A 16,422-nucleotide genomic window follows, 5' to 3' on the forward strand; every position below is an offset into this window, starting at 1 on the left:
GCTCTGTAATTTTGAGTAACATAGCCACCTAACTATCTGAACATCTCCGGCTGGAGGTGGACTATATGTATAGGTCTCAACTGTCCCATCCACCTGAAGGAGCGCTTCTATGTCCTGGTCCAAACCTGCTTACACCGACCTGCGTATCGGCTTCGAAGTCACCATGTACTTCGCAAGCCGCTAAGCTCTGCCGTCTGGTAGAGAATGCAGTGCTACGCCTCGGCTCGCCGGGGCGTTTTTATTTTCAGCTTTCAATGATGGAGCGGCCATGTTTGTCCAGATTCTAGGTTCCGCCGCCGGCGGCGGTTTCCCCCAGTGGAACTGCAACTGCGTGAACTGCGCAGGTTTTCGCGACGGCAGCCTGCGGGCCGAGGCGCGTACCCAGTCGTCCATCGCAATTTCCGATGACGGTGTGAACTGGGTGCTGTGCAATGCTTCGCCGGACATCCGCGCCCAGCTCCAGAACTTCGCTCCGATGCAGCCGGGCCGCGCGCTGCGTGACACCGGCATCAGCGCAATCATCCTGATGGACAGCCAGATCGACCACACCACCGGCCTGCTCAGCCTGCGCGAAGGTTGCCCGCATCAGGTCTGGTGCACCGACATGGTCCACGAAGATCTGAGCACCGGTTTCCCGTTGTTCACCATGCTGACTCACTGGAATGGCGGGTTGAACTGGAACCGTATCGAACTCGATCAGAGCTTCACCGTCCCGGCCTGCCCGAACCTGCGCTTCACCCCGCTGCCCCTGCGTAGCGCCGCACCACCGTACTCGCCGCACCGTTTCGATCCGCATCCGGGCGACAACATCGGCCTGATCGTCGAAGACCTGGGCACCGGCGGCAAACTGTTCTATGCACCGGGCCTGGGCAAGGTCGACGCAGCGCTGCTGAAGATCATGGCCAGCAGCGATTGCCTGTTGGTGGATGGCACGATGTGGGACGACGACGAAATGCAGCGTCGTGGCGTCGGCACGCGTACCGGCCGGGAGATGGGCCACTTGGCGCAGAACGGCCCCGGCGGCATGCTCGAAGTGCTGGAGCAGCTACCCAAACAGCGCAAAGTGCTTATCCACATCAACAACACCAACCCGATTCTCGACGAGGATTCGCCAGAGCGTGCGGAGCTGGTTCGACGCGAGGTCGAAGTGGCGTATGACGGCATGAGTATTGTGTTGTAGCGGATGGCCTCTTCGCAGGGGAGCCTCGTTCCTACAGAGCGATAACGCCGACCTGTAGGAGCGAGGCTTGCCCGCGAAGGCGTCCCACCAGACACACCAGAATCCACCGGTTGTACCCCGGAGAACCGCAATGACTGACACCGCAATGTCCCCCGCCGAATTCGAAGCGGCCCTGCGCGCCAAGGGTGCCTACTACCACATCTATCACCCGTATCACGTGGCGATGTATGAAGGCCGGGCGACGCGCGAGCAGATCCAGGGTTGGGTCGCTAACCGTTTCTATTATCAGGTGAACATCCCGCTCAAGGACGCCGCGATCCTGGCCAACTGCCCGGACCGGGAGATTCGTCGCGAGTGGATTCAGCGCCTGCTGGACCATGACGGTGCCCCCGGCGAAGAGGGCGGCATCGAAGCCTGGCTACGCCTCGGCCAAGCGGTCGGCCTCGACCCGGATCAGCTGCGCTCTCAGGAACTGGTGCTGCCTGGCGTGCGTTTCGCCGTCGACGCCTACGTCAACTTCGCCCGCCGGGCTCGTTGGCAAGAAGCCGCCAGCAGTTCGCTGACCGAGCTGTTCGCGCCGCAGATCCACCAATCGCGCCTCGACAGCTGGCCGCAGCATTACCCGTGGATCGACCCGACCGGTTACGAGTATTTCCGCACTCGCCTGGGCCAGGCTCGCCGGGATGTGGAGCACGGTCTGGCGATCACTTTGCAGCACTACACTACGCGGGAAGGCCAGGAGCGCATGCTGGAAATTCTCCAGTTCAAACTGGACATTCTTTGGAGCATGCTCGATGCCATGAGCATGGCTTATGAACTGAACCGCCCGCCCTACCACAGCGTGACCGAACAGCGGGTCTGGCATAAAGGAATCACCTTATGAGTTTCGATCGCAGCAAAACCCCGACCTGGCGTCCCGGCTACCGTTTCCAGTACGAACCGGCGCAAAAAGGCCATGTGCTGCTCTACCCGGAAGGCATGATCAAACTCAACGACAGCGCCGCGCTGATTGGCGGCTTGATTGATGGCCAGCGGGATGTCGCGGCGATCATCGCCGAACTGGGCGCGCGGTTCCCCGACGTGCCTGAGCTCGGTGACGACATCGAGCAATTCATGGAGGTTGCCCGTGCTCAGCACTGGATCGAACTTGCCTGATTCCGTGTCAGACAAGTTACCGCCCAAGCCCGAAATCGGCCTGCCACTGTGGTTGCTGGCCGAGCTGACCTATCGCTGCCCGCTGCAGTGTCCGTACTGCTCCAATCCATTGGATTTCGCCGAACAAGGCAAAGAACTGACCACCGAGCAGTGGCTCAAAGTCTTTCGCGAAGCCCGGGAGATGGGCGCAGCGCAATTGGGCTTTTCCGGCGGTGAGCCGCTGGTGCGCCAAGACCTCGCCGAACTCATCGCTGAAGCGCGCAAGCTGGGCTTCTACACCAACCTGATCACCTCGGGCATTGGCCTCACCGAGCAGAAAATCAGTGATTTCAAAAAGGCCGGGCTCGATCATATCCAGATCAGTTTTCAAGCCAGCGACGAGCAGGTGAACAACCTCTTGGCCGGTTCAAAAAAGGCCTTCGCGCAAAAGCTCGAAATGGCTCGCGCCGTGAAGGCTCACGGCTACCCGATGGTGCTGAATTTCGTCACCCATCGGCACAACATCGATAAAATCGACCGGATCATCGAGCTGTGCATCGCCCTTGAAGCGGACTTCGTCGAACTCGCGACGTGCCAGTTCTACGGGTGGGCCCAGCTCAATCGGGTTGGCCTGTTGCCGACCAAAGAACAATTGGTGCGCGCCGAACGTATCACTAATGAATACCGCGCCAAACTGGAAGCCGAAGGGCATCCGTGCAAGCTGATTTTCGTGACGCCGGACTATTACGAAGAACGTCCGAAAGCCTGCATGAATGGCTGGGGCAGTATTTTTCTGACAGTCACGCCGGACGGAACCGCTCTGCCTTGTCACGGTGCACGACAGATGCCGGTGCAGTTTCCCAACGTGCGCGACCACAGCATGCAGCACATCTGGTACGACTCGTTCGGCTTCAACCGTTTTCGCGGTTACGACTGGATGCCCGAGCCGTGCCGCTCCTGCGACGAGAAAGAAAAAGACTTCGGCGGCTGTCGCTGCCAGGCGTTCATGCTCACGGGTGACGCGAGCAACGCCGACCCGGTGTGCAGCAAGTCAGAACATCACGGCGTGATTCTCAAGGCCCGCGAAGAAGCCGAACACGCGACCCAGACCATTGAACAACTGGCCTTTCGCAATGAACGAAACTCACGCCTCATCGCCAAAAGCTGAACCCTTGAGCGCCGCCAAGGCTGTCGCGGCCGGCATCGACTTCGCCGAGTTACAAGTCGGGCAACATGGCCTGTTCTGGAACGAATACCGCCCCGAGGACGCCGCCTGCCGGATCTGGCAGTGGCGCGACGGCCAGGCTCGTTGCCTGACGCCGCCCACCTTCAGTGTGCGCAGCCGGGTGTACGAATATGGCGGCGGCGCGTTTTGTCTGACCGATGACGGGCTGGTTTTCGTCAACGAGGCCGATCAGCAGCTGTATCGGCAATCGCTGACGGGTGAGGCACCTGAGGCCCTGACTTCAAATGAATGCCGTTACGGCGATCTGCAATTCGCCAACGGACAAGTACTGGCCGTGGAAGAGAACCGCGATCGACATCGCCTGGTGACTATCAATCTGGCTGACGGCCAACGTCATCTGCTGGCCGAAGGCTCCGACTTCTATGCGGCACCGACCGTGAGCCCTGACGGTCAGCGTCTGGCCTGGATCGAATGGAACCGCCCGGATCAACCGTGGACCGCTACTCGCCTGATGGTTGCCGAACGCCAGAGCGATCACACCTTCGCGCAACCGCGCTGTATAGCTGGCGATAGTGTCCAGGAGTCACTGCAACAACCACGATTCGATGACCGCGGCCGTCTGTTTTGTTTGACGGATCGCGGCGGTTTCTGGCAGCCGTGGGTGGAATCGGGCAACGGTCTGAGTCCACTCCCGAGTGCTGCCGCCGACCATGGACCGGCGCCTTGGCAACTGGGTGGTTGCACCTGGTTGCCGTTGAGCGAAGACTCTTATCTGGCGAGTTGGAGCGAAGGCGGTTTTGGTCGACTGGGGCTTTGTCATGACGATGGTTCCTGTGACGATTTCACTGGCGACTACAGCCGCTTCCGCCATCTCGCACAGGATGAGCACTTCATCTACTGCATCGCCGCTTCGCCGGTCAGTCCATCGGCAATCATTGCCATCGACCGTGAAACACGCCAGGTCAACGTTCTGGCCGGCGGTATTGCACCACTGCCAGCCGAACAGATCAGCCGCCCGCAAACCCTGCGTTATCCAAGCGGTTTGGGCGAGGCCCATGGTTTCTTCTACCCGGCGATGACCAACGACACGAAACCGCCATTGGTAGTGTTCATTCACGGCGGCCCGACTTCAGCCTGCTACCCGATGTTCGACCCGCGAATCCAGTATTGGGCGCAACGCGGCTTCGCCGTGGCCGACCTCAATTACCGAGGCAGCAGCGGCTACGGCCGCGCCTATCGCCAGGCACTGCATTTGAGCTGGGGCGAGGTGGATGTGGAAGATGCCTGTGCGGTGGTGGCCTACCTCGCCGATCAGGGACTGATCGACGGCGACAAAGCGTTTATTCGTGGAGGCAGCGCCGGTGGCTACACCACGTTGTGCGCACTGGCCTTTCACAAGGTCTTTCGTGCGGGCGCCAGCCTGTATGGCGTCAGCGATCCCGTTGCGCTAGGCCACGCCACCCACAAGTTCGAAGGTGATTATCTGGATTGGTTGATCGGCGACCCGGTGCAGGACGCCGAACGCTACGCCGCGCGCACGCCATTGCTGCACGCGAACAACATCAGCGTTCCGGTGATTTTCTTTCAGGGTGAACTGGACGCCGTGGTGGTGCCGCAACAGACCCGCGACATGGTCACTGCGCTACAGGACAACGGCATTCTGGTCGAAGCGCATTACTACGCCGACGAGCGCCATGGCTTTCGCAAGGCCGGCAATCAGGCCCATGCGCTGGAGCAGGAGTGGTTGTTTTATCGGAAGGTGATGGCGCTCGCGGGCTGAAACCGTGTCGCACCCTTCGCGGGCAAGCCTCGCTCCTACAGAACGTAACCCCGTAGGAGCGAGGCTTGCCCGCGAAGGCTATTTACCTGACGCAGCAAAACTCAGCGCTTGGCGATGATATACACCGCATGCACGATCCCTGGAATGTAACCGCACAACGTCAGCAGAATGTTCAGCCAGAATGCCCCAGCGAAACCGACTTGCAGAAACACACCCAGTGGCGGCAACAAAATAGCGATGATGATTCGAATAAAGTCCATGGGATAGCTCCTGATTGAAGTTGGCTCTTGTGAAACCATACAGCTAATCGACCTGCGGCGTTCTTCAGGGTTCATTGCAGCTCTTCAAGCCAGTATCTCGAGACCGTACTTCTGAACGATGCTCAGCAACTTCAACGCCATGCCACTGGGGTGTTTGTCTCCCGCCTCCCATTGCTTAACCGTCGAGGCGCTGGTGTTCAGATAACGCGCGAACACCGGCTGACTGACGTTGTTGCGTTCGCGCAGCGCTTTGATCTGCTCTGCCGGGATCGCGTCCGGCACCCTTGCAAGGCATGACTCATCGAATTCGCGCATGGTCGCCTTGCTGATTGCACCGACGGTAAGCAAGGCACTGGCCGATTCGTGTATCGATTCAAATACTTCGCTTTTGAATTTTTTACTCATGAGGTATCTCCAAAAACTCCTTAATGTCCAGCAAGCGCCAGACTTGCACATCTGTCAGTCCTGCGTAGGACTTAGCCAGCTTGCGTAAATCACTCAGCTCCGTCGGACTGATATTGCTCCGATCCTGCTTGGCAAACAGCATCTGATAAATCCAGTAACGCCCACCCTTGGCCAGAACAATCGACCGATGGCGATTGGCATTCAAACGTTTCTTCCAGACTCCGCCGCCGAGATTATCCGCTTGGCCATTGAGCATCTCGGCGAACGCCTCCCGAAGTTCCTCATCACTGATCCACGCCTTACCGGCTTGTATCGCAAAACTTTTTGTCTTGAATAGCCTTGGTGACATCGGCATCCCTTACCAGAACATACCACCCAGTGGTATAGATTTCAAAATCAGCTCTTCAACAAAGTTGTTCCGCTGGAACCGGCATTCCCTGCCGGTTCCCACTAAAAAGCCATTGATCCAGCAATCACTCAAGCGCCGAGATACGTTTGGCAAAACGCAGCCACAAAAAAACGCCCCACGCCAAAAGAATCAGGCGTAGGGCGCTGCGTTATACCGCGAGACGGTTCTGGAATTCGTGTAGGACGGATCTGATCAGACCGCAATACCTTTGCGGCACTGCAGTTGTGCGGTGCGTACGCGGGAGAAGGCGCGAGCCAGGCGCAGGAGCATTTCGTCGATATTGGCCTTGCTGACGGTGAGGGCTGGGGTAAAGCGCAAGCAATCGGGTTGCGGGGCGTTGAGCAGCAATCCTTCGTACAGCGCAGCCTTGACTACGGCCTCAGCCGAATCGTCGGACAAATCAAGCCCCCAGAGCAGTCCTTGCCCGCGTAACTCACCGTGACCGTAGCGATGAGCCAGACGACTCAAGCCTTCACGCAGATGCTGACCAACCTCGCGCACATGATCGAGATGGCCCTTGTCCTGCACGTTGTCGAGGACGACGAGACCGGCAGCACTCATCAGCGCATTGCCGTGATGGGTGCCGGTCAGTTCGCCGACTTCGAAACAGCAGGCTTGGCCTCGCGCCAGCAATGCCGCCAATGGCACGCCACCGCCAAGCCCTTTGCCGAGCACGACGATATCTGCCCGCACGCCGTAGGACTGTTCGGCGAGCAAGCTGCCGCAGCGACCGATGCCGGTTTGCACTTCGTCGAGTATCAGCAAGATGCCAAGCTCACGACACAGGCGCTCGACACCTTTGAGGTAGTGTTCGGTGGCGGGAATCACTCCGGCCTCGCTCTGGATCGGCTCGAGCATGATTGCGACAGTCTGGGCGTCCACGGCCGCATGCAACGCCGGCAGGTCATTGAACGGAACATGACTGAAGCCCGGCAGTTGTGGCTCGAATCGGTTGATCAGATTCGAACTGTCCGACGCTGAAATCGTCCCGAGACTACGGCCATGACAACCTTTACTGGCAACAATGATCCGCGAAGCACCGCCGCGATGCCGCTGACCCCATTTGCGCGCCAACTTGATCGCTGCTTCACAGGCTTCGCTGCCACTGTTGAGCAGATACGCCTGGTCACTGCCGGTGCTGGTACAGAGCCGTTCCGTGAGGTTGAGCATGCCACGGTTATGCAAACTGAAACCTGGGTTGATCAACGACTGAGCCTGTTCCGAAATGGCTTTGACCAGTGCCGAAGGGCTATGTCCAAGGCTGTTGGCGCCGCCACCCTGTGAGAAATCAAGATAAGCGCGGTCATCGCTGTCCCACAGCCATGAGCCTTGGCCCCGCACGAAAATCTGTTTCGGCCGTTCGACACTGGGCATCAGGCACTCGCTGGATAAGTTGTCGCTTCTGGACGACAGGGAGGTGTCCATCGCCAGGTCATCAAGGCTCGGTGGTTTGCGTCGCAGGTTGAACAGATTCATTGGATAAAACCTCGTTTGAGGTTTTCTGTCTTGCCTATGTAAACACCATCGTCGTAAACGCTATTCATCGTGCGCTCTGGCCCTGTAAGCCCTGTGAATGCGGTTAGACTAGGCTTAGGCAAGGCACTGAGCCATTTCGATTTCCCAGTATTTTCGATAAGTATTACTTATGGATTTCAAGCAACTGCGTTATTTCGTCGCGGTCTACGAAGAAGGCCACGTCGGCCGGGCCGCCGAGCGACTTTCAATCTCCCAGCCAGCGTTGTCCCAGCAGATTCGCCAACTCGAAAAAAATCTCGATGTGAGCTTGTTCGAACGCAGCAGTAAACGCCTGCTGCCCACTCTGGCTGCCCATACGTTGTACAACCATGCCCTGCCCTTGCTTGATGGCCTGCAGCGCGCACGCGAAGCCTTGGGCAACTTCAAGGGAAAGGCGCTACGAACCTTGGCCATCGGCGTACTGCAGACCGTCCACTCCAGCCTCGTGCCGCAAATGCTCGAACGCGTGCGCAAGGCACAGCCACATTTGGTGGTGCAGATCTATGAACTGACCGGCCTGGAAATCGAGCGGCGGCTACTCAACGGTTCACTGGACATCGGCATCAGTTACCTGCCGCCCCGTCAGCCGGGTTTGCACGGCGTGCAGTTGTACGAAGATGAACTGACCCTTGTCATCCCGGCGGATCACCCGTTGCGCGAATTCAAGAAAGTCTCCATGAGCCAGGCCGCCGAGTTACCGATGTTGCTACTGGGTGAGGAGTTTCAGGTGCGGCAGATCTGGCAGGCACAACTGGCCAATCTGGGACGTCGCCCGCAGGTGCAGGCTGAGCTGAACAACATGGCGGGGATTCTCGACAGCCTGCCGCACACGCGACTGGCGACGGTTCTGCCTGGGCGCTCGCAAAAGACCCATGGTGATCAGGCCTTGCTGTGGAAGCCACTGAGCGAGCCGCGGGTGCCGCTGAAAGTCGGATTGGTGTGTCGGGATGTGCAGCGGCAGCAGGCTTCGCTGACGTTGTTGCGGACATTGCTGGAAGAAGTGATGAATGGGCCGGATGACCACTTGAATGGCCCGGCAAAACTGGACGGTTTGAGCTGAGCACTTTTTTCCAGGCAAAAGAAAACCCCGCCGAAGCGGGGCTTTGCAGACTGTTTCCCTGACATCCATTTCACTCCGCCATCCTGGCAGAATCCTACGTGTCCGTGTTGTTGCTTTGCGCTTCCTGCGCGACGTCCATGTGAAGTAGATTAGCTCTGGATCCAATCTTCGCCTATGGGAAAACAGCAGCACGTTATGTAAGAGAATGCTTACATAACGTCAAAGGGTCAGAATTGTCCTGCGTCCAGCAGGAACAGCGATTCGCTGCCCGCCTTTACCGACGCGCTCAACGAGTGAATACGCGGCAGCAGACGTGCGAAATAGAACCGCGCCGTACCGAGTTTGCTCGCGTAGAAATCGTCTTGCGCTTCTTTGCCGAAGGCTGCCTTGGCCATCAGTGCCCACATGTAGGCGTAGGCCATGTAGCCGAATGCTTGCAGATACTCCACCGACGCCGCACCGATCTCGTTCGGGTTGTTTTTTGCCCGGTCCAGCAGCCACGCAGTCAGTTCGTCGAGGGTGTCCACCGCATCATTCAGCGGCTGGGTGAACTCCGCCAGGTCAGCATTGGCTGTCGCGGTGAAATGACGAATCTCGTCGGCGAACAGTGTGTAGAACGCCCCGCCGCTGCCGACGATCTTGCGTCCTACAAGGTCCAGCGCCTGAATACCGTTGGTGCCTTCGTAGATCTGAGTGATCCGTACATCACGAACCAGTTGCTCCTGGCCCCACTCACGAATGTAGCCGTGACCGCCAAAAACCTGCTGGCCGTGAACCGTTGTTTCCAGACCCAGATCGGTCAGGAATGCCTTGGCCACCGGCGTCAGCAGTGCAACCAGATCTTCTGCGCGCTTGCGGGTGGTGGCGTCTTCGCTGAACTTGGCGGTGTCCAGTTGCATCGCCACGTAAGTCGAGAAAGCACGGCCGCCTTCGTTCGAGGCTTTCATGGTCAGCAGCATGCGGCGCACGTCCGGATGCACGATGATCGGGTCAGCGACTTTGTCCTTGTTCTGCGCGCCGGTCGGCGAGCGGCTTTGCAGACGGTCGCGAGCGTATTCGATAGCGTTCTGGTACGAGCGCTCGCCAGTGGCCAGGCCCTGGATGCCGACGCCCAGACGCTCGTAGTTCATCATGGTGAACATCGCCGCCAGGCCTTTGTTCGGCTCGCCGACCAGGTAACCCACGGCTTCGTCGAAGTTCATCACGCAGGTCGCGGACGCCTGGATGCCCATTTTGTGTTCGATCGAACCACAATTCGCCGGGTTGCGCGCGCCCAGGCTGCCATCGGCATTGACCATGAACTTGGGCACCAGGAACAGCGAAATGCCTTTCGGCCCCGCCGGTGCGTCCGGCAGTTTGGCCAGTACCAGGTGAATGATGTTCTCGGTCAGGTCGTGTTCACCGCCGGTGATGAAGATTTTGGTGCCGCTGACTTTGTAGGAACCGTCGGCCTGAGGCTCGGCCTTGGTGCGGATAATCCCCAGGTCAGTACCGGCGTGCGGCTCGGTCAGGCACATGGAACCGGCCCATACACCGGCGTACATGTTCGGCAGGTACGCGGCTTTCAGCTCTTCGCTGGCGTGGGCGTTGATCGACAGGCAAGCGCCGGCAGTCAGCATCGGGTACAGACCGAACGACAGGCTCGCGGAGTTGACCATTTCTTCGACCTGCGCCGAAACCGCCTTGGGCATGCCCATGCCGCCGTAGGTCGGATCGCCACCGACCCCGACCCAACCGCCTTCAGCATAGGTCTGATAAGCCTGTGGGAAACCGGCCGGGGTGGTGACGGCACCGTCGGCCCAGTGGCAACCTTCTTCGTCAGCCGCACGGCTCAGGGGCGCGATGCTTTTGCTGGTGACCTTGCCGGCTTCTTCCAGAATGGCTTCGACCGTTTCAGCGTCGACAGTCTCGGCCAGCGCAGGCAGTTCGGCCCAGAGTTTGGCGACCTCGAAAACTTCATTGAGGACGAAGCGCATATCGCGCAGGGGCGCTTTGTAGTCAGCCATGGCAAACCTCGCAAGATCTAAACAGGTGGTTCGTAGAATAGTGATTTCGTTGTGTCCGAGTGTACCTCAACAACTTTTACGACACATAGGGTCAACTCATGACTGTTTTGTTATTTTTAGTCATCAGCATTTCAGCTGAGATAGTTCTCGCCTGCCAGAACGCATTCGCGGACAAGCCTCGCTCCTACGGTCGTGTCGCACGCATTTCACGTGAACGACCTAGAACCGTAGGAGCGAGGCTTGCCCGCGAAGCTTTTCGGGTAACCGTCAGAGCGCAAACAACTCCGCCGGCAGCTTCATCAGACAATCACTGCCCGCCTCGATGGCTGCCCGATGTGCGGCGGTACGTGGCAGCAAACGCTTGAAGTAAAACTCGCTGGTCGCCAGCTTGCCCTGGCAGTAATCGGCATCGCCGCCCGCCTCCAACTGCGCCTGGGCCACCAACGCCATGCGTAGCCACAGGTAGCCGAGGATGATGTAGCCGCTGTACATAAGGTAATCCACCGAGGCGGCACCGACTTCATCCGGATTTTTCATCGCCGCCATGCCGACCTTGGTGGTCAACTCGCCCCACTGCTGATTCAGACTATTGAGCTGCGCCACATAGCTGCCGAGTTGCGGATGCTCAGCGTTTGCCGCGCAGAACTTGTGGACGATTTTGGTGAAGCCGCGCAGCAGTTTTCCCTGACTGCCAAGGACTTTGCGCCCAAGCAAGTCCAGCGCCTGAATGCCATTGGTGCCTTCGTAGATCGGCGCGATCCGGCAGTCACGAACCAACTGCTCCATGCCCCACTCACGAATGAAACCGTGACCACCAAACACCTGCATGCCGAGGTTGGTCACCTCCAGCCCGGTGTCGGTCATGAAGGCTTTGCAGATCGGCGTCAGGAATGCCAACAGGTCTTCGGCATCCTGACGCGCCGTTTCATCCGGGCTCAGATGTGCAGCATCCAGCAACTGTGCGGTGAAGTAAGTCAGCGCCCGGTTGCCTTCGTTGAAGGCCTTCATGGTCAGCAACATCCTGCGCACATCGGGATGAACGATGATCGGGTCGGCGACTTTTTCCGGCGCTTTCGGACCGGTCAGAGCGCGCATTTGCAGACGATCATTGGCGTATTTGATCGCGCCCTGGAAGCTCGCCTCACCCAGACACAAACCTTGCATGCCGGTACCGAGCCGCGCGTGGTTCATCATGGTGAACATGCAGTTCAGGCCCTTGTTCGGCTCACCGATCAAGAAACCCTTGGCGTCATCGAAATTCAGCACACAGGTGGCCGAGGCCTTGATGCCCATTTTGTGTTCGATCGAACCGCAGGAAACGCCATTGCGCTCGCCCGCCTCGCCCTCGGCATTGGGTAAGAATTTAGGAACGATAAACAGCGAAATGCCTTTGGTACCGGCAGGAGCGTCCGGCAGTTTGGCCAGCACCAGATGAATGATGTTGTCACTCATGTCGTGTTCGCCGGCGGAAATGAAAATCTTGCTGCCGGAGATCGCGTAACTGCCGTCAGCCTGAGGCACGGCGCGGGTCTTGATGATGCCCAGATCAGTGCCGCAATGGGCTTCGGTCAGGCACATGGTGCCGGTCCATTGGCCAGCGGTGAGCTTGCTCAGATAGGTTTGTTTCTGTTCTTCGGTGCCATGGGCGTGAATCGCCGACATTGCACCGTGAGTCAGGCCGGGGTACATGCCCCAGGAGGTGTTGCTGGAACCGACCATTTCACTGATGACCAGCCCCAAAGAACTTGGCAAACCCTGGCCGCCGTAAGCCGGATCCGCCGCCAGACCATGCCAGCCGCCTTCCACGTACTGTGCGAAAGCCTGCTTGAAACCTGTAGGCGTTGTGACCACGCCGTTGTCGAAATGGCAGCCTTCCTCGTCGCCGCTTCGGTTCAGCGGTGCGAGAACGTTCTCACAGAATTTCGCGCCTTCTTCAAGGATCGCATTGATCATGTCCGGGCTGGCATCGGTGGCGCCCAGCGCGGCGTAGTTGCGGTGAAAATCGAAGACGTGGTCGATCAGAAAGCGCATATCGCGCAGGGGAGCTTTGTACTCGGGCATGGTCATTTCTCCGGCAGCAGATTGCTCAAACCTACTGCCGCGCACCACGCCTCACAATCACAGTCCAGACGCTGAATGCGCCATCATCACTCAACCCGCAGCGGCGTCCATGCGCACCGCGCCACGGCGGTTCTGACCGAAAGCCATCACACAGTTTCGCCCCGCGCCTTTGGCGCTGTAGAGCGCCTGGTCAGCGGATTTGAGCACTTCTTCCGGCGTGCGCTGCTCCAACCGCTCGGCGACACCGATGCTGACGGTGACCGATACACTCGAGGCGCCTGAACCGGCGCGGCGCTGGCGTCCCTGCTGGTCATCCTGGGGACGGTTGTCCTGATTGCGCAGCTGGATGTTGTAGGTGGCGATGGATTCGCGGATGACTTCCAGGTGTGGCATGCACTCTTCAAGGGTTTTGCCTGCGAACACCAGAGCAAATTCTTCACCGCCGTAGCGATACGCCCTACCGCCCCCGCTGATTTTCGACAGCTTGCTGGCAACCAGGCGCAGCACTTGGTCGCCGACATCGTGACCATGTGTGTCGTTGAATTTCTTGAAATGATCGACGTCGCCCATGGCCAGCACGTAATTGCGCCCCAGCCGTTGCATGCGTTCGTTCAGGGCGCGGCGACCCGGCAGGCCGGTGAGCTCATCGCGGAACGCCATCTGATAGGCCTCATGGGCAACCGCCGCGGCAATCATCAACATCACCTGGCTGCACATGATGTTCAGGGTGAATGGCAGGATGAAGGTTTTCGGCAACATCCAGAACAATCCCAACAGCCCCACCAATTGCGCAGCATGCAAGGGTCTCGGGTTGCGCCAGTATTGCCAGGCCAGTAACAGGAATGAGGCGATGAATACCGGGTAGGACAACTGGATCAGGCTCATCCAGGCACCATGCAGGGCTGGCCAGCGGATCTCCGACAGCCACATCAACAGCGCGTGTGGGTAACTTTGTTCCAGCCCCAGCGCCACGCTGCCGAACGCCAGCAACACAGCAAAGCGCGCCACCATGTCCTGGAACAGGTGAGTGCGCTCTTGCCAGGCGGCGAACAAGCCAAACAGCAACGGGAGCAGCAGACAGCACAGGTGGAAGACCACGGCGGCGTCTTCACGAACTTTGCCGTTGTCGCGGTAGTAGTCGGTCTGGGTGTCGAGCAGGAAGTAGGCGATGTACACCGTGACCATCAGAAACAGTTCACGCTGACGTCGGTAAACCGCGCAATACGCCCCGCCGAGCAACAGCACCAACGTAGGCAGCACGTTAAACAGCGAAGTGAAGAAGACGTTGAGATCCTTGACGTAGGCAGCCGCAAGCCCCGCCAGCAACAACAGCAGTGATGGCAAAAAATGGCTGAAACGTACTGCGGAAGAACGCGGCAAGGGTAAAGCTCCGACCCGGCAAACAAAGATGGCATTGTGCCTGCATTTAGGGCAGCTAAGCACGTGCAATGTGACGTGTGTCACATCGCCATCCTCTTTAACGGCAGCAATGGCGTTCTTCTTAGCGTTTTAGTCAGGAATATTTACAGGCAACGCGGTTTTCATCAGACACAAAAAAGCCGCTGCTCCCGAGGAAGCAGCGGCTTTATGAAGGACTGCGTAGGGCTTAGTAACCCAGTGCGAAGTCTTCTTCTTTCATGTCCATCAGGTTGTTGGCACCCGACAGCATGGTTACGACGTGAGTGCGGGTACGCGGCAGGATACGCTGGAAGTAGAAGCGCGCAGTTTGCAGCTTGGCGGTGTAGAACGCCTCTTCGGTGGTGCCGGCAGCCAGTTTCTCGGCAGCCAGACGCGCCATGTCAGCCCAGAAGTAGGCAAGGCAGGCGTAACCGGAGTACATCAGGTAGTCCACCGACGCGGCGCCAACTTCTTCGCGGTCTTTCATGGCAGCCATACCGACCTTCATGGTCAGCTCGCCCCACTCTTTGTTCAGCGCTGCCAATGGCTCGACGAACTCTTTGACCGCGTCGTTGCCTTCGTTGGTCTGGCAGAACTTGTGGACGATCTTGGTGAAGCCTTTGAGCGCTTCGCCTTGAGTCATCAGCACTTTACGGCCCAGCAGGTCGAGTGCCTGGATACCGGTGGTGCCTTCGTACAGCATCGAAATGCGGCTGTCGCGAACGTTCTGCTCCATGCCCCACTCGGCGATGAAGCCGTGGCCGCCGTAGATTTGTACGCCGTGGTTAGCGGATTCGAAACCGACTTCAGTCATGAAGGCTTTGGCGATCGGCGTCATGAAGGCCAGCAGTGCGTCGGCTTTCTTCTTCTCTTCTTCATCTACACCGTACTTGACGATGTCGACTTGCTTGGCGGTGAAGTAAACCATCGCACGGTTGCCTTCGGCGAAAGCCTTCATGGTCAACAGCATGCGACGTACGTCAGGGTGAACGATGATCGGGTCAGCGGCTTTGTCCGGCGCTTTTGGGCCAGTCAGGGAGCGCATTTGCAGACGATCGCGAGCGTATTTCAGGCCGCCCTGGAAGCCGATTTCGGCGTGAGCCAGACCTTGCAGCGCGGTGCCCAGACGTGCGGTGTTCATGAAGGTGAACATGCAGTTCAGGCCTTTGTTCGCCGGGCCGATCAGGTAACCGGTGGCCGCGTCGAAGTTCATCACGCAAGTGGCGTTGCCGTGGATGCCCATCTTGTGTTCCAGGGAACCGCAGGTCACAGCGTTGCGTTCGCCGATCGAGCCGTCTGCGTTGGGCAGGAATTTCGGAACGATGAACAGGGAAATGCCTTTGGTGCCGGCTGGTGCATCCGGCAGACGTGCCAGAACGATGTGGACGATGTTGTCGGCCATGTCGTGTTCACCGGCCGAGATGAAGATCTTGGTGCCGGACACTTTGTAGGAACCGTCGGCCTGAGGCTCGGCCTTGGTGCGCAGCATGCCCAGGTCAGTGCCGCAGTGCGGTTCGGTCAGGCACATGGTGCCGGTCCATTCGCCGGAAACCAGTTTGGTCAGGTAAGCCTCTTGTTGCTCAGGCGTGCCGTGCTCGGAAATGGTGTTCATCGCGCCATGGGACAGGCCTGGGTACATGCCCCACGACCAGTTGGCTTCACCAACCATTTCGCTGACGGCCAGCCCCAGAGACTCTGGCAGGCCTTGGCCGCCGTGCTCTACGTCGTGAGCCAGGCTTGGCCAGCCACCTTCGACGAATTGCTTGTAGGCTTCTTTGAAACCGGTCGGCGTTTTCACGCCGGACTCGCTCCAGGTGCAGCCTTCGGTGTCACCCACGCGGTTCAGCGGAGCCAGCACCTGCTCACAAAACTTGGCGCCTTCTTCGAGAATGGCGTCAACCATGTCCGGAGTTGCGTCTGCACAAGCCGGAAGGCTCTGATAGTGCGCTTCGTAGCCGAGCAGTTCGTCACGAACGAAGCGAATATCACGCAAGGGGGCCTTGTAGTCAGGCATAGCGATAAACCTCT

15 protein-coding genes are annotated in these 16,422 nt (G+C 58.7%); 7 read left to right on the forward strand and 8 right to left on the reverse strand.

Translation table 11 applies throughout. The features are described 5' to 3' along the window. The first annotated feature begins 109 nt into the window (after nt 1–109). The 6 genes from pqqA (at nt 110) to AB7M22_RS24185 (ending at nt 5,280) form a co-directional block, all read left to right on the forward strand. Nucleotides 110–184 carry a pyrroloquinoline quinone precursor peptide PqqA gene (pqqA, locus tag AB7M22_RS24160; RefSeq protein ID WP_009045898.1) on the forward strand — a complete coding sequence of 25 codons (75 nt, stop codon included), beginning with the start codon at nt 110–112 and terminating at the stop codon, nt 182–184. An 84-nt stretch (nt 185–268) separates the two neighbouring features. Continuing rightward, nucleotides 269–1,180 (forward strand): pyrroloquinoline quinone biosynthesis protein PqqB, encoded by a 912-nt coding sequence (pqqB, locus tag AB7M22_RS24165; protein ID WP_454187989.1) that lies wholly within the window; start codon nt 269–271, stop codon nt 1,178–1,180. A 130-nt stretch (nt 1,181–1,310) separates the two neighbouring features. Further along, on the forward strand, nt 1,311–2,063 hold the full coding sequence (gene pqqC / locus AB7M22_RS24170) for a pyrroloquinoline-quinone synthase PqqC (RefSeq protein ID WP_008008220.1): 753 nt from the start codon (nt 1,311–1,313) through the stop codon (nt 2,061–2,063). After that, complete coding sequence (gene pqqD, locus AB7M22_RS24175) at nt 2,060–2,335, forward strand: pyrroloquinoline quinone biosynthesis peptide chaperone PqqD (protein WP_454187990.1); 276 nt, start codon at nt 2,060–2,062, stop codon at nt 2,333–2,335. The genes pqqC and pqqD overlap by 4 nt, the downstream gene beginning before the upstream one ends. A gap of 4 nt (nt 2,336–2,339) precedes the next feature. Continuing rightward, the gene (gene pqqE, locus AB7M22_RS24180) at nt 2,340–3,482 is read left to right on the forward strand and encodes a pyrroloquinoline quinone biosynthesis protein PqqE (RefSeq protein ID WP_454188850.1); all 1,143 of its coding nucleotides are present in this window, start codon (nt 2,340–2,342) and stop codon (nt 3,480–3,482) included. Beyond that, on the forward strand, nt 3,448–5,280 hold the full coding sequence (locus AB7M22_RS24185) for a S9 family peptidase (protein WP_454187991.1): 1,833 nt from the start codon (nt 3,448–3,450) through the stop codon (nt 5,278–5,280). The genes pqqE and AB7M22_RS24185 overlap by 35 nt, the downstream gene beginning before the upstream one ends. A gap of 101 nt (nt 5,281–5,381) precedes the next feature. Here the strand turns inward: AB7M22_RS24185 and AB7M22_RS24190 are convergent, their stop codons facing one another. From AB7M22_RS24190 to AB7M22_RS24205, 4 genes are all read right to left on the reverse strand, one after another. Next, nucleotides 5,382–5,540 (reverse strand): YqaE/Pmp3 family membrane protein, encoded by a 159-nt coding sequence (locus AB7M22_RS24190; RefSeq protein ID WP_007904205.1) that lies wholly within the window; start codon nt 5,538–5,540, stop codon nt 5,382–5,384. A gap of 84 nt (nt 5,541–5,624) precedes the next feature. After that, complete coding sequence (locus AB7M22_RS24195) at nt 5,625–5,945, reverse strand: helix-turn-helix domain-containing protein (RefSeq protein WP_454187992.1); 321 nt, start codon at nt 5,943–5,945, stop codon at nt 5,625–5,627. After that, entirely contained in the window at nt 5,938–6,294 is a 357-nt protein-coding gene (locus tag AB7M22_RS24200) for a type II toxin-antitoxin system RelE/ParE family toxin (RefSeq protein ID WP_454188851.1), read from the reverse strand. The genes AB7M22_RS24195 and AB7M22_RS24200 overlap by 8 nt, the downstream gene beginning before the upstream one ends. A gap of 252 nt (nt 6,295–6,546) precedes the next feature. After that, entirely contained in the window at nt 6,547–7,830 is a 1,284-nt protein-coding gene (locus AB7M22_RS24205; RefSeq protein WP_454187993.1) for an aspartate aminotransferase family protein, read from the reverse strand. Nucleotides 7,831–7,999: 169 nt separating this feature from the next. Here AB7M22_RS24205 and AB7M22_RS24210 point away from each other — a divergent pair, with 169 nt between their 5' ends. Beyond that, nucleotides 8,000–8,929 (forward strand): LysR family transcriptional regulator, encoded by a 930-nt coding sequence (locus AB7M22_RS24210; RefSeq protein WP_454187994.1) that lies wholly within the window; start codon nt 8,000–8,002, stop codon nt 8,927–8,929. 227 nt (nt 8,930–9,156) lie between these two features. Here the strand turns inward: AB7M22_RS24210 and AB7M22_RS24215 are convergent, their stop codons facing one another. The 4 genes from AB7M22_RS24215 to AB7M22_RS24230 form a co-directional block, all read right to left on the reverse strand. Beyond that, the gene (locus AB7M22_RS24215) at nt 9,157–10,935 is read right to left on the reverse strand and encodes an acyl-CoA dehydrogenase C-terminal domain-containing protein (protein WP_008076387.1); all 1,779 of its coding nucleotides are present in this window, start codon (nt 10,933–10,935) and stop codon (nt 9,157–9,159) included. 267 nt (nt 10,936–11,202) lie between these two features. Further along, nucleotides 11,203–12,996 (reverse strand): acyl-CoA dehydrogenase C-terminal domain-containing protein, encoded by a 1,794-nt coding sequence (locus AB7M22_RS24220; protein WP_454187995.1) that lies wholly within the window; start codon nt 12,994–12,996, stop codon nt 11,203–11,205. A gap of 90 nt (nt 12,997–13,086) precedes the next feature. After that, complete coding sequence (locus tag AB7M22_RS24225; protein ID WP_007904190.1) at nt 13,087–14,376, reverse strand: GGDEF domain-containing protein; 1,290 nt, start codon at nt 14,374–14,376, stop codon at nt 13,087–13,089. A 226-nt stretch (nt 14,377–14,602) separates the two neighbouring features. Next, the gene (locus tag AB7M22_RS24230; protein WP_008008211.1) at nt 14,603–16,408 is read right to left on the reverse strand and encodes a phenylacyl-CoA dehydrogenase; all 1,806 of its coding nucleotides are present in this window, start codon (nt 16,406–16,408) and stop codon (nt 14,603–14,605) included. Nucleotides 16,409–16,422 lie beyond the last annotated feature (14 nt).

This window comes from Pseudomonas sp. ADAK2 TE3594, assembly GCF_053628675.1.